12 protein-coding genes are annotated in these 15956 nt (G+C 65.2%); 1 reads left to right on the top strand and 11 read right to left on the bottom strand.

The features are described from left to right. Positions 1 to 245: 245 nt before the first annotated feature. The 11 genes from Q0743_RS01520 to Q0743_RS01470 form a co-directional block, all read right to left on the bottom strand. Positions 246 to 437: a hypothetical protein gene (locus Q0743_RS01520; protein WP_097666947.1), complete on the bottom strand. Its 192-nt coding sequence runs from the start codon at positions 435 to 437 to the stop codon at positions 246 to 248. A 233-nt stretch (positions 438 to 670) separates the two neighbouring features. Beyond that, positions 671 to 1099 (bottom strand): acyl-CoA thioesterase, encoded by a 429-nt coding sequence (locus Q0743_RS01515; protein ID WP_298239831.1) that lies wholly within the window; start codon positions 1097 to 1099, stop codon positions 671 to 673. 79 nt (positions 1100 to 1178) lie between these two features. After that, positions 1179 to 1931 carry a fatty acid desaturase CarF family protein gene (locus Q0743_RS01510; protein WP_298239830.1) on the bottom strand — a complete coding sequence of 251 codons (753 nt, stop codon included), beginning with the start codon at positions 1929 to 1931 and terminating at the stop codon, positions 1179 to 1181. A gap of 58 nt (positions 1932 to 1989) precedes the next feature. Then, entirely contained in the window at positions 1990 to 4086 is a 2097-nt protein-coding gene (locus Q0743_RS01505) for a 3-hydroxyacyl-CoA dehydrogenase NAD-binding domain-containing protein (protein ID WP_298239829.1), read from the bottom strand. Positions 4087 to 4088: 2 nt separating this feature from the next. After that, a complete protein-coding gene (locus Q0743_RS01500) occupies positions 4089 to 5372 on the bottom strand; it encodes an acetyl-CoA C-acetyltransferase (protein WP_298239828.1) in 1284 nt (427 codons plus the stop codon). Next, positions 5372 to 7639: an acyl-CoA dehydrogenase gene (locus Q0743_RS01495; protein WP_298239827.1), complete on the bottom strand. Its 2268-nt coding sequence runs from the start codon at positions 7637 to 7639 to the stop codon at positions 5372 to 5374. Before Q0743_RS01495 ends, Q0743_RS01500 begins: the two co-directional genes overlap by 1 nt. 258 nt (positions 7640 to 7897) lie before the next feature. Beyond that, positions 7898 to 8521 carry a flavin reductase family protein gene (locus Q0743_RS01490; protein WP_298239826.1) on the bottom strand — a complete coding sequence of 208 codons (624 nt, stop codon included), beginning with the start codon at positions 8519 to 8521 and terminating at the stop codon, positions 7898 to 7900. Positions 8522 to 8702: 181 nt separating this feature from the next. Then, positions 8703 to 9302 (bottom strand): TetR/AcrR family transcriptional regulator, encoded by a 600-nt coding sequence (locus Q0743_RS01485; RefSeq protein ID WP_097666959.1) that lies wholly within the window; start codon positions 9300 to 9302, stop codon positions 8703 to 8705. Between the two features lie 33 nt (positions 9303 to 9335). Beyond that, entirely contained in the window at positions 9336 to 12473 is a 3138-nt protein-coding gene (locus tag Q0743_RS01480; protein WP_298239825.1) for an efflux RND transporter permease subunit, read from the bottom strand. Between the two features lie 178 nt (positions 12474 to 12651). After that, complete coding sequence (locus Q0743_RS01475; protein WP_298239824.1) at positions 12652 to 13758, bottom strand: efflux RND transporter periplasmic adaptor subunit; 1107 nt, start codon at positions 13756 to 13758, stop codon at positions 12652 to 12654. Between the two features lie 282 nt (positions 13759 to 14040). Further along, positions 14041 to 15372, bottom strand: a complete 1332-nt coding sequence (locus Q0743_RS01470) for an MFS transporter (RefSeq protein WP_298239823.1) — start codon at positions 15370 to 15372, stop codon at positions 14041 to 14043. 77 nt (positions 15373 to 15449) lie between these two features. Between Q0743_RS01470 and Q0743_RS01465 the strand changes: the two genes are divergently transcribed. Beyond that, on the top strand, positions 15450 to 15878 hold the full coding sequence (locus tag Q0743_RS01465; protein WP_298239822.1) for a DUF2809 domain-containing protein: 429 nt from the start codon (positions 15450 to 15452) through the stop codon (positions 15876 to 15878). Positions 15879 to 15956: the final 78 nt, after the last annotated feature.

Genomic DNA, 15956 nt, shown 5'->3' with positions numbered 1-15956 from the left:
CGCCGCAGAGCGGCGAGACGGGTGAGGGGTCTCCATCAACGAGTCGACCTCTTACGATTTGAGCTTGCTGAAGCAACCCTCATCCGGCGCCATAGCCGAAGCTTCGCTTCGGCGTTCCCGAGAACGGCGGTTGAAGACCGCCTATGCCACCTTCTCCCACAAGGGGAGAAGGAAGGCAGCTGGCATCAAGGGCTGCAAAAATTTCCGACCACGCTTTGCGCGTCGAATTGACGAGCGGCCCGCCTTTACGCCGCCTCCTTCACATCACCGTTGACCAACTTGCGCGCGGCACGCTCGGCTTCGCGGGCGTTGCGAAAGAGCTGGCCTTCAAGGCGATTGAACTGGTGGGATGAGGCGAAGAAGCAGTAGCCCCCGTGGCCGCGGACCACGATGCCCGCGGTCTGAGAATTCACTTCGATGATGTAGCTGTCCGGCATGGCCCGTAGATTCCTCAGTGCGGGCAAATAACGGCATCTCTGCCCAAAGGTTCCCAAGGGCAAATCAACCGGTTTCCACCCCGAATCGACGTGCAATTCAGTACGCCGGGACCTCATCCGTTTTATGACCCGTTCTTGACTGGTTCTTGGCAAACCCGCGACGCGTTGACCCATCAGCGCCGCGTTTCAGTGATCGCAAGATTTCGTGAGATGGGACGGAGCGCCGCGCGCGATTACGTCGCAATGGGCGCGACGGTCGAACGAACTTCCTGCGGGCGGCCATGCTCGTCGATCGAGACATAGGTGAAGTTGCCGTCGGTGACGAGAAACGGATGCTCCTCGCCGCGACGCAGCGCCCACGCTTCCAGATGTACGGTGAGCGACGTGCGCCCCACCCGCACGAGATTGGCGTAGACCGAGACGAGATCGCCGACATAGACCGCTTTGCGAAAATTCATCGCCTCGATCGCGACGGTCACGGTGCGCGACTTCGCGACCTTGGAGGCAAACACGCCGCCGCCGACATCCATCTGGCTCAGCAGCCAGCCACCGAAGATGTCCCCATTGGCGTTGGTGTCGGCGGGCATCGCCAGCGTGCGGATGCAGAGATCGCCGCTCGGCCCGGGGCCGCTGACATGGGTGTGGACGTGCGTGTCGGTCATATCGTCGATCTCCCGCGGTTGTCGGCTCTGGATACAAAGCCGCAGGCCCTTGCGCAACATGGACGCGGGCACGCTTGCGCTATCCAACCGGCCGAGGCGAGGCGACGACGCTTCCGGCGTCGCCCAGCTTGCGTTGCCACTCCGCATCGTCGGCCCGCGGCGCGCGCCCGGTCATTGCCGTGACCAGCCATTCCAGCCTGCTCCATAGCCGGAGACGGTCGCACGGATAATTGGCCCATCCGTTGATGACACAATAACGGATGGTGTGGTCACGGTGATGACACCAATGATGCTCGGGCGAGCAGACCAGATGCAGCCGCTGCGCCATGCGCAGGAGCGGCGGGCGGACCGGCCAGTGCGCGAGATTGTGAAAGCTCATGCCGAACAGCATGCAGGCCGCAATCACGAACCAGACCATCATCAGCGCATAGGTGAGCGCGGATGCCGGAAGCAACGCCGTGACGGCGGCCGCAGCTCCGACCACCGCCGCGCTCGGCGCCGCACCGAGCGACGCCTGGTCGAGGAATCCGTAGAGCAGAACGTGACTGGGGTGGGTGTGATGCTCGCGCGTGATGGCGATGCCGCGGCCGAGCATCCCCTCGTCGAGCCAGGTGTCGACCACCCAATGCACCAGCCCCGAAAAAAGGTCGGCGAGGAAATATCCGGCCAGCAGCGCCGCGATCAACCACGGCCAGCGCAATCCCACCGCTGGATAATTCCCGACGAGATAGCTTGCGCAGCACAGGATCACGACGACATCGGCCCCGCAGCACAGCCGCGTGATGACGATCTCGCGCAGGGTCGCGTGCTTGAAGAACGGGATCGTCGGCATCGGTGATGCTCCCCACGGGCTCCACCACCCATGATAGCATCTTTTTGCCGACGGCCCCCTATTGCAAACTGTCCCAGCCCGGATCGGGCGCGAAACGTCCGCCGAAGCGCTCGGCCAGCCCGCGCAAGGTGGACACGACATTCTCCACGCCGCGCGTGCGCGCATAATTCAACGGGCCGCCGCGGAAGGGTGCATAGCCTGTGCCGAAGATCATGGCGCCATCGACCGCATCGGCATCGTCGACGATGCCCTCGCGCAAGCACGCAACGCAGACATTGGACATCGGCAACGAGAGGCGGTCGATCATCTGGTCCGTGACGCGCGGCCCGGTCTCGGGCAGCGGCGCCTTCTCCGCCTTGCCGTCCTTCCAGGTATAGAAGCCCTTGCCGGTCTTGCGGCCAAGCTCGCCCTTGGCGACTTTGTCGCGCAACCATGCGGGTGTGGGCGGCAGGAGATCACCAAACTTGGTGCGCAGCATGTCGCCGACGTCGAGGCAGATATCGAGCCCGACCTGGTCGGCGAGCTCGATCGGCCCCATCGGCATGCCGAACTGCTCGGCCGCAGCATCGATCAGGCGCTGGTCGATCTTCTCGTCCAGCATCACCATGGCTTCCAGCATGTACGGCGTCAGCGCGCGGTTGACGAGGAAGCCCGGCGAGCTCTTCACGGACAGCGGCAGGCGGTCGATCGCGCCGACGAAAGCGAGGGCCTCCTTCAGCACCTCTTGGTCGTTGCCGTCGTGGTTGACGACCTCGACCAATTGCAGCCGCGACACCGGATTGAAGAAGTGCAGGCCGACCAGCCGCCCAGGCCGCGCCAGCGTCGTTCGCAGATCCTGCAGCGGAATGCTCGACGTGTTGGTCGCAAGGATTGCGCCCGGCTTCATCCGCGGCTCGATGCCGGCATAGACCTTCTGCTTGAGCTCGAGCCTCTCCGGCACGGCCTCGATGATGAGATCGGCATTGCGGACGCCCTCCCCGTCCATGTCCGGGATCAGGCGATCGAGCGCGTCGCGGACGTCGGTCGGCTTGCGGATGATCTTGCCGTAGAGCTCGGCGGCGCGCTTTATTCCGCCCGCGATCGGCTCCGCCTTCATGTCGGCGAGCGAGACGCGCAGCCCCTGCCCCGCGACCCACGCCGCGATGTCGCCGCCCATGGCGCCGGCGCCGATGACGTGGACGTGCTTGATCGTATTGCCCGAGCCTGCGGCCTTCTTCATCTGCTCGCGCAGGAAGAAGACGCGGATCAGGTTCTGCGCGGTCGGCGTCACCATCAGCTTGGCGAACGAGGCCTGCTCCGCCTTGAGCATCGCGGCCTTGCTGCCGCCATGGGTCTCCCAGAGGTCGATCAGCGCGTAAGGCGCGGGATAGTGCTCGCGGGATGCCGCCTTCGCCGCTTCCGCGCGCATGCGTTTTGCCAGTAACCCGCGCACGGGGCCAAAATTGGCTGCGCGGGTCAGGAGGCCGGGACGGGCCCGCTTCAGCCGGCCGAACAGCGCATCCTTCACCGCGCCCTGGACGTGGCGCTCCTGGGTCACGGCATCGACGAGGCCAAGCGACTTGGCGCGGCGCGCATCGATGGTGCGGCCGGTCAGCATCAAGGCCATCGACTGGGTGGGATTGACCAGCGCGGTGAATCGCGCGGTGCCGCCGAGGCCGGGATGCAGGCCGAGCATCACCTCCGGGAAGCCGAAGCGCGCACCGTCGATCGCAATGCGCGATTGGCAGGCGAGCGCAACCTCGAGCCCCCCGCCGAGGCAGAAGCCGTGGATCACCGCGACCGTCGGCAGCTTCAATGCTTCCAGATGATCGACCACGGCGTGCGCGGCGCGGATACGTGTCACCACCATGTCGGGATCGGACACGCCGCGGAATTCGTTGACGTCGGCGCCCGCGATGAAGCCCGACGGCTTTGCGGAGCGGATCACGAGGCCGGCCGGACGCTCGGTCTCGATCGCCGCGAGCACCGCGTCGAACTCCTCCATCACGTCGGAGGACAGCGTGTTGGCGCTTGCATCGGCGCGGTCGAACAGCAGCCAGGCGACGCCGCCTTCATCGCGCGTCAGCTTGAAGTGCTTGTACGGACTGTCAGTCCCCGGCTTGGGTCCCAGCTCGAGGACGCGGTCGCCGAGCGCGGTCATGATCCTGGACTCCATGGTCACACCGCCTCGATCAGCATGGCGCCGCCGAGCCCGCCACCGATGCACTCGGTGGCCACACCCCGCCGCGTGCCGAGCCGCTTCATCGCATTGACGAGATGCAGCACGATACGGTTGCCGGAGGTGCCGACGGGATGACCGAGCGAGATCGCCCCACCGTCGACATTGAGCTTGTCGCGGTCGATCCCGCCGGCCGCGCCGTCGAGACCGAGGATCTCGCGGCAGAACTTCTCGTCGTTCCAGGCAGCGAGGCAGCCGAGCACCTGCGTCGCAAAAGCCTCGTTCAGCTCCCAGGTCTCGACATCCCTGACGGTGAGGCCGTTGCGCTGGAGCAGCGGCGTTGCCGACATCACCGGGCCGAGGCCCATGATGCTGGGATCAAGCGCGGCCCAGTGGCTGTCCACGATCGCGGCTTTCGGCGTGAGCTTGTGCTTTGCGACCGCGGCATCGGAGGCCAGGATCACCCAGGACGCGCCGTCGGTGATCTGCGAGGAATTTCCGGCGGTGACCTGGCCCCAGGGGCGCTCGAACACCGGCTTCAGCTTTGCGAGGGTCTCGGCCGTCGAGTCCGGCCGCACGCCGTCGTCATGGTCGAAGAATTTGCCGTCACGTGCGAAGGCGGTCTCGACCTCACCCCTGAGAAAGCCCGCGCCTTGCGCATGCGCGAGCCGGCGATGGCTTTCGGCGGCATAGGCGTCCGCCTGCGCGCGGGTAATACCGAAGAGATGGCCGACGACCTCGGCGGTCTGGCCCATGTTCAGATCGGTGACGGGATCGGTCAGCCCGCGCTCGAGCCCGATGATCGGCTTGAGATCGCGCGGCCGCAGCTTGAACGCGGCGGCGAGCTTGGCGGCCACGCCTTTGGCGGTGGCAAGGCCTGCGAACCAGCGCACACCCGAATTCGGCCAGACCAGCGGCGCGTGGCTCAGCGCCTCGGTGCCGCCAGCCAGGATCATGTCGGCATGGCCTTCGCGGATGTAGCGATAGGCGGTGTCGATCGACTGCATACCCGAGCCGCAATTGATCTGCACGGTGAAGGCGACCATGTCCTCGCCCATGCCGAGCCGGAGCGCGGCGACGCGGGCCGGGTTCATCTCGTCCGCGATCACGTTGACGCAGCCGAGGATGACCTGATCGAAGCTGTTAGGCGAGAACGGCTGACGCGCCAGCAGCGGCCGCCCGCACTGCACGGCGAGATCGACCGGCGTGAACGGCCCCGGCCCCGAACGCGCCTTAAGGAACGGCGTCCGGCTGCCGTCGATGATGAATACCGGTCGTGCCATCAGCTCGCCGCCCTCTGCTCACCGAGTTCCTGGAAGAACTGATGCACATTCACGGTTTTCTTGTAAATCGGCGACAGCGCCTCCGGCGCGAAATCGTCGACCGCGATCACTGCGGTGACAGCTTCATGCGCAGCCGCCAGTTGCTCGCCCTCGGCCTGCGTGATCACGCCCTTGGCGACGGCATCCTTCCAGTCGCGCAGCTGTGCGGCGCGCAGGCGCTTGGCGATCGCCTCGGTGCCGGTGACCAGCTTGAAGGCGCGCTCCAGCCGCGCTAAACCGCCGTCGTCATCGACATGGGCCAGATCCGGCGTCAGGCGCTCGCGCGCCGCCGACGGCTCCAGCACGATGCCAGCGCATTCGTGCACGACGCGGTCGGAGGGGCCGAGCACGCGGGCGCCGAACGGCTGGACCACGAGCTTGAGGAAGCCGGCGATAAAGCGGTTCGGCAGATTGGCGAGGATCTCGGCCAGCCGGTTCTCGATCGTCCTGGAGCCGGTCGCCATGCACCATTCAAGCGCGGCGAAGTCTTCCTTCTGCCGGCCCTCGTCCTGCCAGCGTTTGAGCGCAGCCGAGAGCAGATACAGCTCGGAGAGAATGTCGCCGAACCGCGCCGACAGCATCTCCTTACGCTTGAGCGCGCCACCGAGCGTGAGCAGTGCCATGTCGGCACAGAGCGCGAAGGCCGCCGAGTAGCGCGAGAGCTGGCGGTAGAATGGCGTGGCATCGCCGGCGTCCGGCGCCATTGCAAAGGCGCCGAAGGTCCAGCTCCGGCCGAAGGCACGGAACAGGGTCAGGAAGCTATGGCCGACATGTTTCCAGAACGCCTTGTCAAAGGCCGTGAGCCCACGCTCGCGATCGGGATCGGCGAGCGCGTTCATCTCGTCGAGCAGATAAGGATGGGCGCGAATCGCGCCCTGCCCGAACACGATGAGATTGCGGGTCAGGATGTTGGCGCCTTCCACCGTGATGCCGACGGGCACGGCGCGATGCAGATTACCGAGATAGTTCTGCGGGCCGTCGATCACGGCCTTGCCGCCATGGATGTCCATGGCATCGTCCACCGCGACGCGCATCCGCTCGGTCGCGTGCAGCTTCATGATGCCGGAGATGACGGCGGGATGAACGCCGGCATTGAGCGCCGCGCAGGTCAGCCGGCGCGCGGCATCGAGCTGATAGGCGGTGGCGACGATGCGCGCGAGCGGCTCCTCGACGCCTTCAAACTTGGAGATGGAGATGCCGAACTGTTCGCGGATGCGCGCATAGGCGCCGGTGGTGCGCGCGGCATAGGCGGCACCCGCAGCAGAGAGCGACGGCAGCGAGATGCCGCGGCCGGCGGCGAGCGCGGTCATCAGCATCTTCCAACCCTGCCCGATACGCTCCTTGCCGCCGATGACGTAGTCGAGCGGGATGAAGACGTCGCGGCCCCAATTGGGGCCGTTCTGGAACACCTGCATCGAGGGCAGATGGCGCTGGCCGATCTCGACGCCGGGCAGATCGGTCGGGATCAGCGCGACGGTGATGCCGAGCACTTCGTCGGTGCCGACGAGGTGATCGGGATCATAGGCCTTGAAGGCAAGGCCCAGCAGCGTCGCGACCGGGCCGAGCGTGATGTAGCGCTTGTGCCAGTTGAGGCGGAGGCCGATGACCTCGCGGCCCTCGAAGCTGCCCTTGCAGATGACGCCGGTGTCGACCATCGAGGCAGCATCGGAGCCGGCCTCGGGGCTGGTGAGACCGAAGCAGGGAATGTCGCGGCCATCGGCCAGGCGAGGCAGCCAGCGCTCCTGCTGCTCCTTCGTCCCAAAGCGCATCAGGAGCTCGCCGGGCCCGAGCGAATTCGGCACCATCACCGTGACGGCGGCGGCGATCGAGCGGGTCGAAATCTTGCGCACCACTTCCGAATGCGCATAGGGCGAGAAGCCGAGGCCGCCGAACTCCTTCGGAATGATCATGCCGAAGAACTTCTCGCGCTTGACGAAATGCCAGACGTCCTGCGGCAGATCGCGCCATTCCCAAAAAATCTTCCACTCGTCGAGCATGGCGCAAAGCTCGTCGACGGGACCGTTGAGGAAGGCCTGCTCCTCCTCCGTCAATCTGGCCGGCGCAATTTTCAGCAGCTTCGACCAATCGGGGTTGCCGGTAAAGAGATCGGCGTCCCACCAGACGTCGCCCGCCTCCAGCGCCTCGCGCTCGGTCGCGGACATCGCCGGCAGCACGCCGCGCGCCCAGGCGAAGATCGGCTTGGTGATTTTGTCGCGGCGGAAGCTCATGGCAGACCTCATGCATCGGCGCGGTTGTCGGGCATTTTAGCGGAAAGTGGCCGGGGGTGCGTGAAGGTTTCGGCTGCAAAATTGACGCGGCCGGGCGGCCCCGGACCATAACGGCCAGGGTGCGCGGGCAGTTCCGGGAGGATGGGCCGAGATGTCTTCTCACGTCATTCCGGGGCACGCGAAGCGTGAGCCATGGTGCGCAATTGCGCACCATAGCTCGCGCCTGACGGCGCGCCCCGGAATGACAGCGCGCCCGGCCTAATCCGGCCGCACCATCTCGAACATGTTTTCCGGCTTGATCTCGAAATAGTCGCCGCGGCGGCCGGCGCGGACGATCGGGCGGGCGGCGGCGGTCTGGTAGACGCCGTCCTTGATCATGGCCTGGTCGATGTGCACGGCGACGACCTCGCCCAGCGTCAGCCAGGCATCGGCCTCCTTGCCGTCGGCGCCCTTGAGGCGGACGATGTCGGACACCTTGCACTCGAAGGCGACCGGGCTTTCGCCGACGCGCGGTACGTTGACGAGCTTGCCGGGGACGGCGGTCAGCCCCGCGAGCTTGAACTCGTCGACTTCAGGGGCGACATGCGCGGCAGTCGCGTTCATGTGCTTGGCGAGGTCCATCGTGGCGAGATTCCAGACGAACTCGCCGGTCTGCTGGATGTTCTCGACCGTGTCCTTCCAGTTGGTGGAGGAAAAGCCGATGATCGGCGGCACGTAGCAGAACGCGTTGAAGAAGCTGTAGGGCGCCAGATTGACGTGGCCCTTGGTGTCGCGGGAGGAGATCCAGCCGATCGGCCGCGGCGCGATGATGGCGTTGAAGGGATCGTGCTTGAGGCCGTGGCCCTTGGAGGGCTCGTAGTAGTACAGGTCTTTCTCGGTCACGCTGGCTTTCCCTTGCTCGTCATTGCGAGCGCAGCGAAGCAATCCAGAATCCCTCCGCGGAGACAGTCTGGATTGCTTCGCTACGCTCGCAATGACGGAGTGTGTTGATCCGTCCTGGCCCGCCACCAGTCGGTCAGCCTGGGGCAGTCGGCCCGCTTATAAGGGGAAACCCGCCGCCACGTCAGTGGCGCGGGGACAGACCCGCGATGACGAAATCGATCATCTGGTCGATGGTCGGGCCCGGCTTGGTGGCGCACTGGGCGATCATCTGGGGGTGGAAGAAACGCATCATCGCGGTGCAGGCGCACAGCGAGGCCAGCTGGAGGTCCCTCGCCTCGAACTCGCCGGAGGCCACGCCCTGGGCGATCATCTGGCCGACAACGCCGGCGATGCACTCCATATGGTTGACGCAGACCTGCCAATCCTCCTGCATCGCGATCTCGACCATCTCGTGCAGCTTGTTGTCGCCGACATAGCGCTCGGTATTCATGCGATGGATGGTGGTGAGCAATTCCCGGAAGCGCTCCGGCACCGGACCGGGCCGCGCCACGATCCGCTGCGCCTCGAGCTCGACCTCGCCCATCAGGCCCCGCGCCACCGCCTGGTGGATCGCCTTCTTCGATTCGAAGAAGCGATAGACATTGGCGGGGCTCATCCTGAGCTCCTTGGCGATGTCGCCGACCGTGGTCTTCTGGTAGCCGATCTGGCGGAACAACCGCTCGGCCACCTCGAGGATCCGATCCCGGGTGTCGACTTCGATATGTTCCGAAATAAGGGCCATCAGTCAGGACTCGTTGGTCAGCAGTCTTCTCATCTATTCAGCCGCTTCGGCAAGCGGAATTGCGTGCTGGTCATCGCTCCCATGCTGCGGCGCGGCAGGCTGCTCAGGGGTACCGGCCTCGTCCAGGCTCTTCCTGAACCAGAGTGCATAGAGGCCCGGCAGGTACAGGAGCGTCAGGAATGTCGCCACAAACAGGCCACCCATGATGGTGATCGCCATGGGACCCCAGAACGCCGAGCGCGACAGCGGGATCATGGCGAGGATGGCGGCGAGCGCCGTCAGCACCACGGGACGGGCACGGCGGACGGTGGCCTCCACGATCGCCTCGCGCCGGGTCAGGCCGTGGGAGACGTCGGTCTCGATCTGGTCGACCAGGATGACCGTGTTGCGCATGATCATGCCGGCAAGCGCGATCAGGCCGAGCAGCGCCACGAAGCCGAACGGGGCATTGGCGACGTTGAGCCCGAGCGAGGCACCGACGATGCCGAGCGGCGCGGTCAGGAACACCAGGATCAGGCGCGAGAAGCTCTGCAGCTGGATCATCAGCAGCGTCAGCATCACCATGACCATCACCGGAAAGAGGATGAAGATCGAGGCATTGCCCTTGGCCGATTCCTCGAAGGCGCCGCCCGCCTCGATCCGGTAGGCCGGCTCGAGGTGATCCTTGATCGCCTTCAGCTTCGGCGTGATCTGATTGGTCACGTCGGGCGCCTGCACGCCGTCGACGACGTCGGAGCGCACGGTGATGGCCATGTCGCGATTCCGCCGCCACATGATCGGCTCCTCATGCGCATACTCGATCTTGGCGATCTGTTGCAGCGGCACGGCAACGCCATTGCGCGAGGTGATGGTGAGGTCGCCGACGCCGCCGAGATCGAGGCGCTCGGACGGGATCGCACGGGCGACCACGCCGATCTTCTCGATGCCGTCGCGCACGGTCGTGACCTGCGAACCCGAGATCAGCATCGCCAGCGCTTGTGAGACGTCCTGCGGGGTCAGGCCCATGGCGCGGGCGCGGTCCTGATCGACGACGAGCTTGAGGTAAGGCGACTGCTCGTTCCAGTCGAGCTGGACGTCCTTGACGCTCTTGTTCTGCCGCATGACGTCGCGGACCTGATAGGCGATCTCGCGCACCGTATTGGCGTCGGGACCGATCACGCGGAACTGGACGGGGAAGCCGACGGGCGGGCCGAAGTTGAAGCGGTCGACGCGGACGCGCGCCTCGGACAACATGCCCTCGGCAACCGCGTTCTCGATCTTGGCCTTGATGCGTTCACGCGCCTCGACGCCCTTGGCGACGATGACGATCTCGGCAAAGGCCTCGTTCGGCAGCTGCGGATTGAGGCCAAGCCAGAAGCGCGGCGAGCCCTGGCCGACATAGGACGTGTAGGTCTCGATGTCCTTGTCGTCCTTGAGAAGCGTCTCGGCCTGCTTCACCGCCTTTTCGGTGACGTTGAAGGCGGTGCCCTCCGGCAGGCGCAACTGGAAGAACAGCTCGGGCCGCTCCGAGAGCGGGAAGAACTGCTGCTGGACATGGCCGAAGCCGACGATCGAGGCGATGAAGACGCCGACGGTCGCGGCCACCACGGTGATGCGGTGGTTGACGCACCATTGCACGATGGCGCGCAAGCCCCGGTACATGCGGGTCTCGTAGACCGCATGCGGATCGTGGTTGTGGTGGGCCTTCATCTCCGGCAGCAGCTTGACGCCGATATAAGGCGTGAAGATCACCGCCACGAACCAGGAGGCGACCAGCGCGATCGCAACGATCCAGAAGATGCTGCCGGCATATTCGCCGACCGCCGAATTGGCAAAGCCGATGGGGAGGAAGCCAGCGGCCGTGACCAGCGTTCCCGTGAGCATCGGAAACGCAGTAGATTCCCAGGCAAAGGACGCCGCCCGCATGCGGTCCCATCCCTGCTCCATCTTCACCACCATCATCTCGACCGCAATGATGGCATCATCGACCAAGAGCCCGAGCGCGATGATCAGTGCGCCGAGCGTGATGCGGTGCAGGTCGAGCGACATCGTGTTCATGACGACGAAGACGATGCCGAGCACCAGCGGCACCGACAGCGCGACCACGACGCCGGTGCGCCAGCCCAGCGCCAGGAACGAAACGAACAGCACAATGACGAGCGCTTCCATGAAGGAGTGCACGAACTCGCCGACGGCGTGCTCGACCACCTTGGGCTGGTCGGCGATGAGCTTGACGTCGATGCCTTGCGGCACGGCCTTCATGAACTCGGCCGTCGCCTTCTCGACCTCCTTGCCGAGCTCGAGGATGTTGGCGCCCTTGGCGGTGACGACGCCGATGCCGATGGCCGCCTTGCCCTCCTGGCGGACGACGAAGCTCGGCGGATCGACATAGCCGTGGGTAACCGTGGCGATGTCACCTAGGCGGAACACGCGGCCGTTGCTCTCGACCGGCGTTTCGGCGACCGCCTTGGCGCCGTCGAGCGCGCCGGTGACGCGCAGCGGCACGCGCTGCGAGGACGTCTCGACCGTGCCGGCGGGCGTCACGTTGTTCTGCTTGGCGAGCGAATCGAACACCGCCTGCGGCGTGATGCCGAGGGTGGCGAGCTTGGCGTGGCTGAACTCGACGAAGATGCGCTCATCCTGGTTGCCGTAGACGTCGACCTTGGTCACGCCAGGCACCTTCAACAGGCGCTGGCGAAAACCTTCGGAGACCTTCTTGAGCTGGGCATAATCGGCGCCGTCGCCGGTCATCATGTAGAGGATGGAATCGACGTCGGAGAACTCGTCGTTGACGACGGGCCCGAGAATGCCCGACGGCAACTGGCCCTGCACGTCGACCAGCTTCTTGCGCAAGAGATAGAAGAGATAGGGCACGTCCTTCGGCGGCGTGTTGTCGCGGAAGGTGACCTGGAGCGCGGTGAAGGCGGGCTTGGAATAGGTCTGCACCTTCTCGAAATAGGGCAGTTCCTGGAGCTTCTTCTCGATGGGATCGGCGACCTGCGTCTGCATTTCCTGCGCGGTCGCGCCGGGCCAGATCACGGAGACGTTGACCACCTTCACCGTGAAGAACGGATCCTCGGCGCGGCCGAGCTTCTCGTAGGAGAAGAAGCCGGCGACGCCGAGCACGAGCATCAGGAAGAGAACCAGCGTCGGATGGCTGACGGCCCAGGCCGAAAGGTTGAAGCGCTTCATCGCTCTCTCCGAAACACGATCCAGTTGCAATAACCACAGCCGCTCAGTTCAAACCGTCGTCGGGAGGCAGCGAAGCAATCCAGGGGGCTGGGCAGGTTCTGGATCGCTTCGCCGCTTCAGCCTTTGCTTAGGGACAAAGGCCGAAACTCACCTCACACGACGTAACCTCTAGAAAAACTCAGAAGGACAGTGACGAGACGACCCGCACCCGCTGGCCCGGATCGAGCTTCTGCACGCCGAGGGCCACGATCTTGGCGCCCTCTTCCACGCCGCCGGTGATCACGACGTCTTTGCTCTCGTAAGACTTCACCACGACCGGCCTCAAGGTGAGCGCGCCGTTGTCGTCGACGACGTAGAAGGACGGCTTGCCGCCTTCGTTGAACAGCGCCGACAGCGGCAGCCGCGCGACGCGTTCGGTCGCGGCGTCCGACAGCGTCAGCGTCGCGGTCATGCCGAGCGCCACCTTGTCGTCGGCCTCGGGCAGCGAGAACTTTGCAAGGTATGTGCGCGTGGCCGGATCGGCCGCCGGTGCGATCTCGCGCAGCTTGGCTGCATATTTCTTGTTCGGCTCGGACCAAAGGGTGACGCTGGCGACGCCCGACTTGGCACGTCCAACCAGCGTCTCAGGGATCGCGACGACCGCTTCCTTCTCGGCAAAGCGGGCGACACGGATCGAAGCCTGGCCCGCGGCGACCACCTGGCCGGGCTCGATCAGCGTTGCGGTGACGACGCCACGGGCGTCGGCAACAAGCGTCGCGTAGGAAAGGGAATTCTTGCTCAGCTCGAGCGCGCGCTCGGCGCGGTTGAGGCGGGCACGGGCCTCGTCAGCGGCGGCGCGGCTGGAGTCCATCTGCGCGTCCGTGGTCCAGCCCTTGGCCTTCAGATCCTTGGCGCGCTGCTCGGCGGCGGCGGCCTGCGCCAGCACGCCGGTCGCGGCGGTCTGCTCGGCAGCGGCCTGCTCGGCCTGCAGCTTCAAATCGACCTCATCGAGGGTTGCGAGCGGCTGGCCGATCTCGACGGTCTGGCCGACTTCCACAAGGCGCTTTGCAACCTTGCCGGCGACGCGGAAGCCGAGGTCACTCTCGATCCGGGGCCGGACGGTCCCGACGAAGCTGCGCTCGGGGGTCTCGGCATCATAATGCGCGGTCGCAACCAGAACCGGCCGCGGCGGCTCGGCCTTCTCGGCGACGGTGTCATTGCACCCAGCCAGGCTGGCGGCCATCAGGGCCAGCGACACACCTGCCAACAGCCTGGAATAGCTCGACAAAACGGACCGGACGAACATCGAAGGACACTCCTGCAGCTCGAATGAGAGGAATGTCGACTAATCACTGATAAAAGTCAATAATCGTCAGTCATCAGGAATGCGTGATCGTTAAGGGGTGGTAGCAAGACGGGTACTGTTGTCGAAAAGGTGCTCTGGTGGGTGAGCCGAAGCAGTCGCGGGCGTCAGGCGAGATGCCGTAGGGTGGACAAAGGCGCGCTAGCGCCATGCCCACGATCTCAGCCGGGGAGAGGTGGTGGGCACGCTGCGCTTTGCCCACCCTACAGGACCGTTTACTTGGCCCTACTGCTCCTGCCCGGCGAACTCGTGCTTGCTGTCGTGGCCGCCGATGAACACCAGGATGCCGGCGAGCAGCGGCAGCACGGCGAGCACCAGGAGACCGGTCGATGTCTGCCCCGTGGCTTCCTTGACCCAGCCGATCAGATAGGGACCGCCGAAGCCGGCGAGATTGCCGATCGAGTTGATCAGGGCGATGCCACCGGCCGCCGCAGTGCCGGAGAGCCAGGCGGTCGGCAGGGTCCAGAACACGCCGAAGCAGCAGAACACGCCAATGGCAGCCACGGTCAGAACGACCATCGTCATGGTCGGATCGGTCAGGTAGCTGGAGACGGCAAGCGCGACGGCGGTGAGCAGCAGGGGCGCGCCGACATGCTTCACCCGCTCGCGCGTCGCATCGGAGTGCCGCGCCCACAGGATCATCGCGATGGTGCCGAACAGATACGGGATCGCGGTGACGAAGCCGGTCTGCGCGTTGGTGAGGCCGAACGCCTTGACGATCTGCGGCAGCCAGAACTGCATGCCGTAGAGCGCGCCGACGAAGCCGAAATAGATCAGGCTGAGCGCGATCACCTTGGGCGAGGACAGCGCCTCGCCGAGCGAGACATGCTTCACCGCCTGCTTGGCCGCGATCTCCGAATCGAGCTTCGCCTTGAGCCAGGCCTTCTGCTCGGCCGAGAGCCAGTCCGCCTTCTCCGGCTTGTCGGTGAGGTAGAACCAGGTGACGATGCCGAGCAGCACGGAAGGGATGCCCTCGATGATGAACAGCCACTGCCAGCCCTTCAGGCCCATCATGCCGTCGAGCCCGAGCAACAGGCCCGAGATCGGCGCGCCGATCACGGTCGAGACCGGCACCGCGATGGCGAAGGCCGCAAGGAAACGGGCGCGATATTCGGCGGGATACCAGTAGGTGAGATAGAGGATGATGCCGGGGAAGAAGCCGGCCTCGGCAACGCCGAGCAGGAAGCGCAGCACGTAGAAGCTGGTGACGCCGCTAACCATCGCCATCAGCGCCGAGATGATGCCCCAGGTCACCATGATGCGGGCGATCCAGCGGCTGGCGCCGAACTTTTCCAGCGCCAGATTGCTCGGCACCTCGAAAATGAAATAGCCGATGAAGAAGATGCCGGCGCCCCAGGAGAAAATCAGCGGCGTGAACTTCAGCTCCGCATTCATGGTCAGCGCGGCGAAGCCGAGATTGACGCGGTCGAGATAGGAGAAGAAGTAGGCCAGCACCAGGAAAGGAATCAGGCGCCAGGAGATGGCGCGGATGGTCGAAGTCTCGATCTCCGACTTGGTGGCGCCGGCGGAACCGGCATAGGTGGTGGTCTGGCTCATGGCTTCCCCCGGGTTGTTGCTTTTGTGGGCTGATCGCGGTTTTGAGCATCGCGGACAAAGAGTCAATGGAGCGAGCAATGCACGGGACGCAGCCGGATCACGCCATTGCATCGCTCCGGACATCGCTGATCCGTGCCGCCCTCGCGCTGATCGTCATTGCCTGCGGACTGTCCCTGCGCTGGTACGGCTTTCCGCTCGGGCTGCCGGCTTTCGTCGTGAAGTATGGCGGCTCGCTGCTTTGGGCCACGATGGTGTTTCTGCTGGTCGGGGTCTTGCTGCCGCGGCTGACGCAAAGCCAGCTTGCAGCCATCGCGATGGTGATCGCGGCGGCGGTGGAGTTTTCGCGGCTGGTGCATATGCCCTGGCTCGATGCGTTCAGGCTAACGACCGCCGGCGCGCTTCTGCTCGGGCGCATCTTCTCGCTGTGGAATCTGGTGGCCTATGCGGCGGGAATTGCGTTCGGCGTGTGGATCGATCGGCTAACGGCGCTGCGTAGGGCGGATTAGCGCAGCGTAATCCGCCTCTTCTCTTCGCCGCGGCTGCAATGGCGGATTACGCCTTCGGCTAACTAATCCGCCCTACGA

The sequence above is a fragment of the uncultured Bradyrhizobium sp. genome (assembly GCF_936943645.1).
GTDB lineage: Bacteria > Pseudomonadota > Alphaproteobacteria > Rhizobiales > Xanthobacteraceae > Bradyrhizobium.
Note: the sequence above shows the minus strand (reverse complement) of the source record. Positions and strands in the feature narration are given on the sequence as shown.

Coding starts and splice junctions, on each gene's coding strand:
- Q0743_RS01515 (WP_298239831.1), bottom strand. CDS start 1,099: ATGACCGACACGCACGTCCACACCCATGTCAGCGGCCCCGGGCCGAGC.
- Q0743_RS01520 (WP_097666947.1), bottom strand. CDS start 437: ATGCCGGACAGCTACATCATCGAAGTGAATTCTCAGACCGCGGGCATC.
- Q0743_RS01495 (WP_298239827.1), bottom strand. CDS start 7,639: ATGAGCTTCCGCCGCGACAAAATCACCAAGCCGATCTTCGCCTGGGCG.
- Q0743_RS01470 (WP_298239823.1), bottom strand. CDS start 15,372: ATGAGCCAGACCACCACCTATGCCGGTTCCGCCGGCGCCACCAAGTCG.
- Q0743_RS01465 (WP_298239822.1), top strand. CDS start 15,450: ATGCACGGGACGCAGCCGGATCACGCCATTGCATCGCTCCGGACATCG.
- Q0743_RS01510 (WP_298239830.1), bottom strand. CDS start 1,931: ATGCCGACGATCCCGTTCTTCAAGCACGCGACCCTGCGCGAGATCGTC.
- Q0743_RS01475 (WP_298239824.1), bottom strand. CDS start 13,758: ATGTTCGTCCGGTCCGTTTTGTCGAGCTATTCCAGGCTGTTGGCAGGT.
- Q0743_RS01500 (WP_298239828.1), bottom strand. CDS start 5,372: ATGGCACGACCGGTATTCATCATCGACGGCAGCCGGACGCCGTTCCTT.
- Q0743_RS01505 (WP_298239829.1), bottom strand. CDS start 4,086: ATGGAGTCCAGGATCATGACCGCGCTCGGCGACCGCGTCCTCGAGCTG.
- Q0743_RS01485 (WP_097666959.1), bottom strand. CDS start 9,302: ATGGCCCTTATTTCGGAACATATCGAAGTCGACACCCGGGATCGGATC.
- Q0743_RS01480 (WP_298239825.1), bottom strand. CDS start 12,473: ATGAAGCGCTTCAACCTTTCGGCCTGGGCCGTCAGCCATCCGACGCTG.